Origin of the sequence: Bartonella sp. MR30HLJHH, assembly GCF_042194195.1 — a bacterium.
Classification (GTDB): domain Bacteria; phylum Pseudomonadota; class Alphaproteobacteria; order Rhizobiales; family Rhizobiaceae; genus Bartonella; species Bartonella grahamii.
The window spans coordinates 1-10,250 of sequence record NZ_JBHIMO010000021.1; the positions used below are offsets into that span (position 1 = coordinate 1).

The following is a 10,250-nucleotide window of genomic DNA, read 5'->3' on the forward strand; positions in this document are numbered from 1 at the left end:
TCCGGAGCCATATAAGCTAGGGAGAGCAGTGAGATGGAGAAAAAAAGAGATCTTAGCCTTCACTCCAAAGAAAAATAAGGAGCAAATAAGAACAAATTAGGTAAAATTATATAAACTGTAGAAGGTGGTCTAAAAGGTGGTCTGAAAATGGCTGTTTAAAGAAAAAATCTATATATTTCAATATGCTAAATACAAAAAGTGGTGCCGCATGCCGGATTCGAACCAGCGACCCCATCATTACGAATGATGTGCTCTACCAACTGAGCTAATGCGGCATAGGTTTGTAAGTCAATGAGACAAAACTAATTTGAGGGTAATAGCTAAAAGTACGTATAAAAGCAAGAATGCATTTTTTCAATAATTTATAAAATATGATAATAATTTGAAGGAGAAGTATGTAAAAGTCAGAGGACAGTATTCTTTGATCTTAATGCTATAAATGCTTTCCAATTTACGATAGCACTCAAATTAAGAAGCTGGGAATGTAGATCTTTAGGATGAAAAATGGTGTCAAGATAACTTAGTAAAGATAAAAACACTTTCTGATTCTTAATAAAGAAATTTGTTGAATAAGGGATTAGGAAAATAAAGATCAGCATAAACCCTTTATAGTGTGAAAATAACATGAGTAGAATTAGTTGAAAAGTTACTTCTCATTTTTATGGGAAAAAAGGGGGAGGGTTAATAAAATTAATCACGTTTTTTTATTTAAGATGGAGTAAGAATCATATCGGATGAGGATCGGCTGATAGAACTAGAAATGAAGCTAGCTTACCAAGAAAAATTCATTGAGGAGCTTTTCTCGAGTAGCAACTAATTTATTGGAAAAGTTTGGATGAGATATCTAAAAAGTTGATGTTTTAGCGAGAAGATTTTCAGATTTAAGAGAACAGAGTGTTACTGAAGCTGTTATTTTACCATTTTCTCAATAGGGAGAAGGTGCTTAAAAAATTTTTCTAGTAATAGTCTCTTGGATTTTTTTAGATGTAGTCGGGTGGATATTACAATGAGAGGAAGGTGCAAAATGCTCTTTATCACAATTGCAATTATTTACAGATTAGTTTTTATTTAACACATTTTGTTAGACTTGTAGAATAATTTTTATAAGCTTCTTCATTAATTTTAAGAAGTTCCAATCTTATAAGGAGTGCTGATATTAGAAGATGTTTTTTTATATGTGATTTCTAGTGCTAAAATTAAGAAAAGTTTTTGTAGAGTATAAAGCAGTAGCCATAGAAAATATATTAAGTTTTTTCTATACAGAGGTTTCTTATAGATAGGAGTTAAAATTATTCGCTAATTTTTTTAAATTGATACAAATGAAGCGATGTTATCGTTATCTATAGAAATCATAAGTGAGCGCGTATATTTATAATAAAGCGTTTTAATCCATTCTGATGATCAAGTGATTTTCAGTTGTTTAATAGGGTGAGGTGCTCTAAGCGATATCGGTTGTGTATAATATAAAGAGCTCTAGAAGTCTTTTTCAAGATTAAATGTATTCTTCGTTATATGTATATGATATTTTGTGAAAAGGTTTTTGTTTTTCGTAATTTAAGATACAAAATACTATTGCTAAAGCACCGAAGATAGACCATGCTGGTAAACAAGTGAGAGTAATGCAAATTGAGGACAGAAAATCAGGCATTACCTTGCATAGAGATTGATTAAGGTGATAGACATCTGTTTGCAGAAGGTTTATTAAAATTTTATTAAAGGGGGTTGTTGTCCAATGTGATGTGATTACAGAGTGTGCGTTATCAATAACCAATGCTATAATGGTCAGTGTAACGAAAATGAAGGACATTAATTTAAATAAATAATGGAGCATATTTTTTCTTAACACTTCAACGAGGTATATGTATAATGCACAAAAAAATAAGGAGTTGCATTATGATAAGAAAATAGGTTTACGTTTGTTTTGTGTTTTTTGAAAAAGGTGCCTAATTTTTCGATAAAAGTTGAGGTTAGGTTCAACAAAAGTAATGAGGCATGATGTTTGAAAAAAAGCACAATGAATTGAAGCGTAGCCTTCAAAATCGCCATATTCAAATGATTGCTTTGGGTGGCGTTATTGGGACAGGGCTTTTTTATGGGTCAACCGAGGCAATTCAATTAGCTGGTCCCTCAGTCATTTTATCTTATCTTGTCGGCGGGCTTATTATGTATTTCATTATGCGAATGCTTGGTGAAATGTCAGTAGAAGAACCGTCTTCAGGAGCATTTAGTTTTTTTGCTTATAAATATTGGGGGAGATTAGCTGGTTTCATAACAGGTTGGAATTATTGGTTTCTTTATATTCTTGTGAGCATGGCTGAACTTACAGTGATAGGGTTTTACCTTGATCATTGGATTTTGATTGATCACTGGAAGGCATCTTTCGTTGTTCTTTTATTTGTTACATTCATTAACTTGTTTAATGTTCGTTTTTATGGAGAATTTGAATTTGCTTGCGCTTTGATCAAAGTGGCTGCTGTTATTGGTATGATTATTTTGGGAATTTTTCTCATTGTCACTGGACTAGGGGAAAATCAAGCGAATATTCATTATCTTTGGGACCATGGCGGTTTCTTCCCTTATGGAGCAGTAGGGGTTGTTTTAGCGACTTCTGTAGTAATGTTTTCTTTTGGAGGAACAGAGCTTATTGGTATTGCTGCTGGAGAGGCATCTGATCCACAAAAAACAATTCCAGCGGCTATCCGTCAAGTTATGTGGAGAATTATAATTTTTTATATTGGTTCTATCAGCGTTATTATGATAATCAGCCCTTGGAATATGATTGGAAAAAATGGTAGTCCTTTTGTTACAATTTTCGAGACTATAGGAATTCCTGCTGCTGGTCATATTTTGAATTTTGTGGTGATTATGGCTGCTATTTCTGTTTACAATAGTGGCATTTATTCTAATGGACGTATGCTTTATAGTTTAGCTGTACAAAAAAATGCACCACATATTTTTAGTAAACTAAGTGCTGCTCGTGTTCCTTATATTGCTATCCTTTTTTCATCATTCTGTACGGTGTTGATTGTCGTTGTTAATGCTCTTGTTCCTGATAATAGTTTCATGCGGATCATGGCTCTTGCAACTGCAGCAGCAGTGATTACTTGGGCTATTATTGTTATTGTTCATTTGAAATTTCGCAATGCACATAAGAACAAAAAAGGCGACTTTACTTATGCGTTTGGTTTATATCCTTACGCTAACTATCTTTGTCTCTGCTTTCTTGCTTTATTATTTTGCATTATGTTTATCAGTGGTTTTGGGCAAAATGGATTGATGACTCGACTTTTTGATATGATAGGAATAAGCGTGCCTTTTCTTGAAACACATATTCCTGTACAGATGCCTGATATGAGTTTGGCAGTCATTATTATTCCTCTATGGTGCTTATTATTACTTTTAGGTTATAAACTGAAACGATAGAGAAAGAAGAGCTAATAAAAGGGATTGATTGGAATAAATCTTGGGGACTATAAAATTTGATGAGGTAACACAAGTTTTTGGTGATTTGTGTGTTTTAAAAAATATTACTGTACAGCTTACCGAAAAACGAATTGCTGTTATAGGTGCGAATGGTTCTGGAAAAAGTACATTTGTTCGTCTTATTAATGGACTCCAATTACCATCTCACGGTTTTGTAAGCGTTGATGGGCTTGATACCAAGCGCGATGCAAAAGCAGTAAAGCGTAAAGTTGGATTTGTATTTCAGAATCCCGATAATCAGATTGTTTTACCATTAGTTGAAGAGGACTTATCATTTGGTCTCAAAAATTTAAAGCTTAGTAAAGATGAAATTAAGGAGCGTGTAGATGAAATTTTACAGCGCTATGAACTTCAAGATTTCAGAAATCACGCTGTCCATTTATTAAGTGGTGGGCAAAAACAACTCGTTGCTATTTCCGGTGTAGTTGCAATGAAACCAGACTACATTATTTTTGATGAGCCAACGACATTACTTGATTTGCGAAATAAGCATCGCGTTACGCAAGTGATAGAAGAATTACCACAAACGGCAATAGTTGTATCGCATGATTTGGAGTTTTTGAAAAAGTTTGATAGAGTGTTAGTTTTTGATAAAGGGGAGATAGCAATTGATGATGTACCTTTTGTTGCTATCAAGGAGTATATAAGAAGAATGTCATGATCGGTTTATATATTCCAAGGGATACGTTTATTCATAGGTTAAGTCCTGGAGTTAAGTTATTATTTCTTGCGGCGTGTGGAACTTTTATAATAATGGTTTCTTCCATAGCGCTTCTTGGGTTATTTTTGTTGTTGGTCATCTTATTCTATAGAGTCGCCAAGGTCCCTTTCAAAACTGCGATAAAGCAATTTAAATCGATGGGATTGCTTTTAGTTCTTTTATTTGTATTTCAAACTATTTTTAGCGGTTGGCTTACGGGGGTTGAGGTCATATTACGTCTTGTTATCCTCTTTTCTTTATCATCACTTATTTCATTCACAACAAAAGTTTCAGATATGGTGGATGCAATTGAAGTCGGGCTTCAGCCTTTTTGCTGTTTTGGTATAAATCCATCAAAAGTGAGTATGGTTATCTCTATGGCGATCAGGTTTATTCCTCTTTTGAGTGAAAAGTTTAATGAGGTACATGAAGCACAGCAAGCACGGGGACTTAATACTAACATTGTCGCTCTTGCGATACCTTTAATTATACGAACCATAAGAATGGCTTCAGAAGTGGCTGAAGCATTGGAAGCGCGTTCTTATGATGCTGATACCATTGATACAGCATCTCATAATAATCAAAGTTTTTTATAGTGAAAGAAGAATCAAATGAATACAAAAGATTTAGTTTATATTGCTTTATTTGCCGCTATTTATGCTATTTTGGGCCTTTTCCCTTCTATTTATCTTCCTTTTCTTCTAGGGGTACCTATTACAGCTCAATCAATGGGACCGATGCTAGCAGGGTCTATTCTTGGGGCAAAAAGGGGTGCTTTAGCGTCACTCCTTTTTCTTGTTCTTGTTGCGATTGGATTACCTCTGTTGCCTGGTGGTCGCGGTGGGATCAGTGTCTTTTCAGGGATTGCAAGTGGTTACTTAATAGGTTTTCCATTTGCTGCATTTTTTATTGGTTTAATGGTAGAATTGTTTTGGAAGCGGTTAAATTTTATAACATTATTTGTGATAAATACTGTTGGTGGCATTGGGATAGTTTATTCTTTTGGTGTTCCATGGACAGCGTATATGACCAAAGTCTCTTTACTGAAGGTTTTAATGGCTTCATCAGGTTTTTTGATAGGCGATTGTTTAAAAGTGTTGATTGCATCCTTTGTTGCACTCGCGATTAAAAGATCTGTTCCTCTCATTCATTCAAAGCATAATAAGAACAAGCTAAAATAAATGTATTATTTTGTTATGCTGTTATTATATGATATTTATGTATCACAATAAGTTTACTGAATTTAACCATAGTAATCTATGATGTAATTAAACATTGTAGAATCTAATGTGATTTATATAAGTGATAATTATTAAATAAATTATTATAGTATTTTTCTCTATATCTAAGGCATTTAAAGTGTACTTTTATAAATCTGATACTTTTTATTAATTATACAACAATAACAAAAGTTTTTTCATAGTGAAGGAATAATTCAGTGAATACAAAAGATTTAGTTTATATTGCTTTATTTGCCGCTATTTACGCTGTTTTGAGTCTTTTTCCTCCTATTTATCTTCCTTTTTCGCTGGGTGTCCCTATTACAGCTCAGTCTATGGCTCCGATGTTAGCAGGCTCTATACTTGGAGCGAAAAGGGGAGCTTTAGCATCACTTCTTTTCCTTGTTCTTATTGCGATTGGGTTACCTCTATTGCCTGGTGGTCGTGGTGGAATTAGTGTTTTTTCAGGAGTTACGAGTGGTTATCTGATTAGTTTTCCATTTGCTGCATTTTTTATTGGTTTAATGGTAGAATTGTTTTGGAAGCGGTTAAATTTTATAACATTATTTGTGATAAATACTGTGGGCGGCATTGGGATAGTTTATTCTTTTGGAATACCATGGGTAGCTTATATGACTCAGGTTCCTTTGCTGACGGTTTTAATAAGTTCATTAGGTTTTTTGGCTGGTGGTTTCTTGAAAGTGCTGATTGCATCCTTTGTAGCGTTGACCATTAAAAAAATCGCTCCTCTCATTCATTCTTAAAAAGGGGTAGTTCTGTACTGAAGAACAATTTTTGCCAAATGTATGTGGATTAAAAAGTACCACGGAATACCATTCTGTTTTATTTACTTTTTATTGGTATTTTTATCTGTATAGCTCTCAAAGGTAGCCATACGAAAGTTGAATATTTCGGCACCAAAATTTATTTTTTGCTTTCAGGAGCAGACCCCTAAATAGTCAATTAATATCATTTTATTCAACATGCTTGTAAGTTTTATTCGATTTGCATATTATATGCATAACGCCTTAGGATTATTTATTATTTTTTATATTTTCAGTTAATTAATCACTAATTTTTAAAGTATTAAATTATATTAATTGTACAAAAACATCGATAATTCAGTGTTCATTTAAAACTCTTGATGTACATAATACCCTTATAAATGTGTTAATATAAGGTATAAAAATAAGATTTGAATGGGATGAAGCTAAACAAAAAATAATCTTAGAAAGCACCGTGTAAGTTTTGAAATGGCTGCATGTGTTTTTTCTGATCCATTCTCCATAGCTAAACAAGATCGTATTGAAAACGGAGAGTATGGTTAGCAAGCTTTAGGGCTCATGGATGTTTTTTTATTACTATTCGTAGCGCATGCTGTCCATGACGATAAAGATGGCATAGAGGTAATCCGTATTATTTCAGCACGGCGAGCCAACTTGAAAGAAAGGAAACGTTATAAAGAAGAAAGCTCGTTACTAGATGATGCGTTCTGGAAAAACGCCGTTCTTAATCCACTCTATAAACCAACGAAAACTGTTGCTAACTGTGCGTGTGGATTCAGACATGTTAGCGTGGCTTAAAAGTCAAGGAAAAGGATATCAAACACGGATTGACGACATTTTACGTGATGCCACGCTTCGTTCAATGCGTTGATTTCCCCTCCACTTAAAAGCAGGAAAGGGGGAGCCATATTCTAAAAATCTAAACAGTTTCCACTGCAGAGCTCTCTAAAACTCGTATTGCTTTTGCAATTAAAATTTTATAGCTTTAATTTTCAGCTAAACGATTCTAAATGACGGAATATATTTTGGATACACTACCTTCCCATAATCACTAAGATAACTTGGGCAACACCTACCATCCGATAAGACTATAGACGTTGTAATTGTGTTAACTTTATGAATACCCTTAACTTCCTTTCTTATAAATATAAAATAGATCCAGCCCCAGAATTAGTTAATATAAATGGTGCTGATAAATTTTTAGAGAAAGGAACATACCGTTTTAACCGTGATAATCAATGTGTTACCTTAATAATTGAAAAGTTTTCTGTGAACTCGAAGATCTGCTATTGGATTTATGTTTTAACGGGAGAAAATAGTCCTTATAATCCCGAAGTGATTGATTCTAAAAACGACTTTCAGAATATTCCTAACCCACGTCCTAGAAAATATGTCGAACAGAATAAGCAATATTTTGGAGTTTTGATTCCAGAGTTCACTCTTTTTTCTTCAAATAAAGAGTTAAACAAATTCTTGCAGTTACACTACAAAAAATCTTTCCCCCCCCAAAATGATTGATATCTCACCGGATATTGTTGGTAAGGAAGAGTTCGAAAAAAATTGCTTTTAATTAAAGAAATAAAACGGAAATATACACAACCAAAACAATTAGATTTTTTTGCAATGTAATCAGAAGACAACTTGCTAAAGATGGCTAAACTTTTGTTGGGTGAATTTCCCACAGATGATTATTCTGAAATGGAACTTGACTTGGATATCAAATTTAAAGAAAAAAATAATTTAAAGAATTATTTTTTGAACCTTTTTAAAAAATATAAATTAAATCCAGCATTTAAAAACATAAGTTTTGTTGGAAAGACACATAATAATTTTGATATAATCTTTAATACTGAAACTTTTCAACATAAATTTGCTATTAAAACAAGTAAAAATGATAATGTTATGTATAATGAAGGTCATATAAAAGAAAAATTAAAGCATGAAATCGTAAATTTTACTGTACCTCTTTAATAGAGCTCTGTAGCGCGTAAATAGATATATTTATTAAACTGCGTGTACGGGACATAAGAAAGAATACACAGACTAAAAAAAGTACCAAAGTATAATATTTGAATATCCAAGAGCAATATCTAAGTACTAAAGTACGGTATCCAATGAAAAAGAAAACTTGTGCTCCACGTACTTAGAAATGACAGGCAAAGAAACAGTTTCTTTATAACTACTTGGGAAAATAAAAACAACAAGCGCTAAAGTTATTAATTTTAGGAGACTGTGCATATACTGTTGTAAATCACATATTAATCTCTTCCAACCTGTTGTATTGCCCCATTTATATTGTGGGTTGTTTTGCAACTCAGAAGGGATATTAGAATTGCATAAAATTGCAAAAACAGTTGTAACTATCACCAAAGAAATAGACGCGAATGTCAAAATACCCTGAATAAAGTCAAGATTTTTTCTTATTCCTGAAAAACATAAAAATACAAAAATTATAATGCCAAACAAGGCTTTTCTTTGCTTATTTGTAAACATATTCATTTCCTGTGGAAAAATTATGATCTCAATTTCTTAAATTATTTTCTGATATAAAAATACAAACTACCGTTTAGTTTTTTCAGCATTTGCTTTTCTTTTAATAGCAATGTCTTCTATTGCATCCAGTTGCTTTTAATATTTTAGTTAACCTCGTCTATGATTTATCTATAGTTGATGATAGCTTTAAACACTGAGCTCCATCCCCCCGTACCTCCGCTTGCATTTTGATACCCAAATCCACTTTCAAAAAAGTCCATAGCACTGGCAACCCTTTCATAAAGATTAAAGAAACACTCTGCTACTTCAAAAATACACGAAAGGGATTCATAACTGCCACAATATCTTTTGCGCTGATGCTGGCTATTCATGTTTTTAAAAACAAATATTTTGAAATTCGCGTATCCTAAAATCCTTAATTTGTATTAATGGATTTATTTACTTTATAAATTCGATACCACAGAGCCATTTTGGCTTCTAGAAATGCATTGTACATTAAAAAAACTTTTTAATCACTTTTTAAATGCATATCCAATCCAAAAATGATCAGCACTTTTCACTATTTTTCTATTTTTTAGAAATCTATTTTAAACTCTCCTATCATTAATTCATGAAGAGTTTTGGCTCGTGAAAGAAGATCTTTTTCAATCTCTTCACAATACTTAAAAAATCTGTTGCTCTTGGAATGATTTTTTTAGACATGCCTTCTACTTTGCTCTGCAAAATGCGTTTTAAGGACTCTTTCAAAATCAATAAGGAAATACCTTTGAGTTCAGTTTGATAAGCTTGAGAAGAGGTGTCATAGTCCATATCTTTTCGCATGTGAAAGCCATCACAAGAGAACAAGCGAAAAGTATTAGAGATATCATCATTTGAAGCTTTTATAGCAATAAACCTGTGACGCCATAGACAAGTCTTAAGTGCATTTTCTTTGTTTGCCCACATAAGTTTTTCTTCATTCGGTTTTTGTTTTTAATTTTCCATACGACACACTGCTATTTCAGGCTATTGCTTTGGAGTGATTAAGATTTGTAAGTAAAACAACATTTTCTTTTTCTACTTTTTAGTATGTATTCATAATGGCTTTGCGAATAGTCTTGGCGTTTGACAAAATTTCTGATTCTAACTTTTTGCATATGATGCAAGCTCTGAAGCGCTTGGCATGAATAACTTTGGATATTTCTTCTTCTTCACCACAGCAATTTGCTTAATAGCCTCTTGTAGGATTAGAGATGAAACGCTTTTAAGAGCCATTTCGTAGAAAAGAGCAAAAAAAAGCATGGTTCATATCTTTAGGGATTTTCATTCCAGAAGAAAGTAAACGAAAAACAAAATAAACCTCATTAGCAGAATTTTTTAGACACCAATTCCTCTAACTGTTGGCAAATTTTAAGCCTATTCTACTCTGCCTGCACGGTCATCTCAAGATTGTTGTAGTTGAAGGTGTGATGGAAGATATTACCCTTGATGGGCATAAAGTTGAGAGGAGACTTCAAGGAGAAATCACCACGGCTTTTCCAAACCTTATTGGGAAGCCGACCAATCTGCGCCAGATAGAGCAAGGGCTTG

Annotated in this window: 9 protein-coding genes, 1 tRNA gene and 3 pseudogenes; 10 read left to right on the top strand and 3 right to left on the bottom strand. The window is 33.1% G+C overall.

Translation table 11 applies throughout. The annotated features are described in order from the left end of the window. Window positions 1–100 (top strand): annotated as a pseudogene (locus ACFIKR_RS08100) (DNA-binding protein); the annotation flags it as partial. 99 nt (window positions 101–199) lie between these two features. Here ACFIKR_RS08100 and ACFIKR_RS08105 read toward each other — a convergent pair. Continuing rightward, a tRNA-Thr gene (locus ACFIKR_RS08105) sits at window positions 200–275 on the bottom strand. 1,720 nt (window positions 276–1,995) lie between these two features. Between ACFIKR_RS08105 and ACFIKR_RS08110 the strand changes: the two genes are divergently transcribed. The 8 genes from ACFIKR_RS08110 (at window position 1,996) to ACFIKR_RS08145 (ending at window position 8,159) form a co-directional block, all read left to right on the top strand. After that, window positions 1,996–3,423, top strand: coding sequence for an amino acid permease (locus tag ACFIKR_RS08110; protein WP_375659501.1), 1,428 nt, complete (start codon window positions 1,996–1,998; stop codon window positions 3,421–3,423). A gap of 40 nt (window positions 3,424–3,463) precedes the next feature. Further along, a complete protein-coding gene (locus tag ACFIKR_RS08115; RefSeq protein ID WP_375635941.1) occupies window positions 3,464–4,144 on the top strand; it encodes an energy-coupling factor ABC transporter ATP-binding protein in 681 nt (226 codons plus the stop codon). Next, window positions 4,141–4,779 carry an energy-coupling factor transporter transmembrane component T family protein gene (locus tag ACFIKR_RS08120; protein WP_375659495.1) on the top strand — a complete coding sequence of 213 codons (639 nt, stop codon included), beginning with the start codon at window positions 4,141–4,143 and terminating at the stop codon, window positions 4,777–4,779. The genes ACFIKR_RS08115 and ACFIKR_RS08120 overlap by 4 nt, the downstream gene beginning before the upstream one ends. Window positions 4,780–4,794: 15 nt before the next feature. Next, complete coding sequence (locus ACFIKR_RS08125) at window positions 4,795–5,364, top strand: biotin transporter BioY (RefSeq protein ID WP_375659496.1); 570 nt, start codon at window positions 4,795–4,797, stop codon at window positions 5,362–5,364. Window positions 5,365–5,621: 257 nt separating this feature from the next. Further along, on the top strand, window positions 5,622–6,167 hold the full coding sequence (locus tag ACFIKR_RS08130; RefSeq protein ID WP_012754691.1) for a biotin transporter BioY: 546 nt from the start codon (window positions 5,622–5,624) through the stop codon (window positions 6,165–6,167). Between the two features lie 718 nt (window positions 6,168–6,885). Further along, the gene (locus tag ACFIKR_RS08135) at window positions 6,886–7,059 is read left to right on the top strand and encodes a BrnA antitoxin family protein (protein ID WP_375659497.1); all 174 of its coding nucleotides are present in this window, start codon (window positions 6,886–6,888) and stop codon (window positions 7,057–7,059) included. 245 nt (window positions 7,060–7,304) lie between these two features. Then, a complete protein-coding gene (locus tag ACFIKR_RS08140; RefSeq protein WP_375659498.1) occupies window positions 7,305–7,706 on the top strand; it encodes a hypothetical protein in 402 nt (133 codons plus the stop codon). Window positions 7,707–7,838: 132 nt separating this feature from the next. After that, window positions 7,839–8,159, top strand: coding sequence for a hypothetical protein (locus ACFIKR_RS08145; RefSeq protein ID WP_375659499.1), 321 nt, complete (start codon window positions 7,839–7,841; stop codon window positions 8,157–8,159). Here ACFIKR_RS08145 and ACFIKR_RS08150 read toward each other — a convergent pair. Both ACFIKR_RS08150 and ACFIKR_RS08155 read right to left on the bottom strand, forming a co-directional pair. Further along, a pseudogene (locus ACFIKR_RS08150) lies at window positions 8,143–8,681 on the bottom strand (hypothetical protein). The gene ACFIKR_RS08145 and the pseudogene ACFIKR_RS08150 sit on opposite strands and share 17 nt — an antisense overlap. A gap of 603 nt (window positions 8,682–9,284) precedes the next feature. Then, on the bottom strand, window positions 9,285–9,626 hold the full coding sequence (locus ACFIKR_RS08155; RefSeq protein WP_375659500.1) for a hypothetical protein: 342 nt from the start codon (window positions 9,624–9,626) through the stop codon (window positions 9,285–9,287). A gap of 434 nt (window positions 9,627–10,060) precedes the next feature. On the opposite strand from ACFIKR_RS08155, the pseudogene ACFIKR_RS08160 reads away from it, so the two are divergent. Beyond that, window positions 10,061–10,250 (top strand): annotated as a pseudogene (locus tag ACFIKR_RS08160) (ShlB/FhaC/HecB family hemolysin secretion/activation protein); the annotation flags it as partial.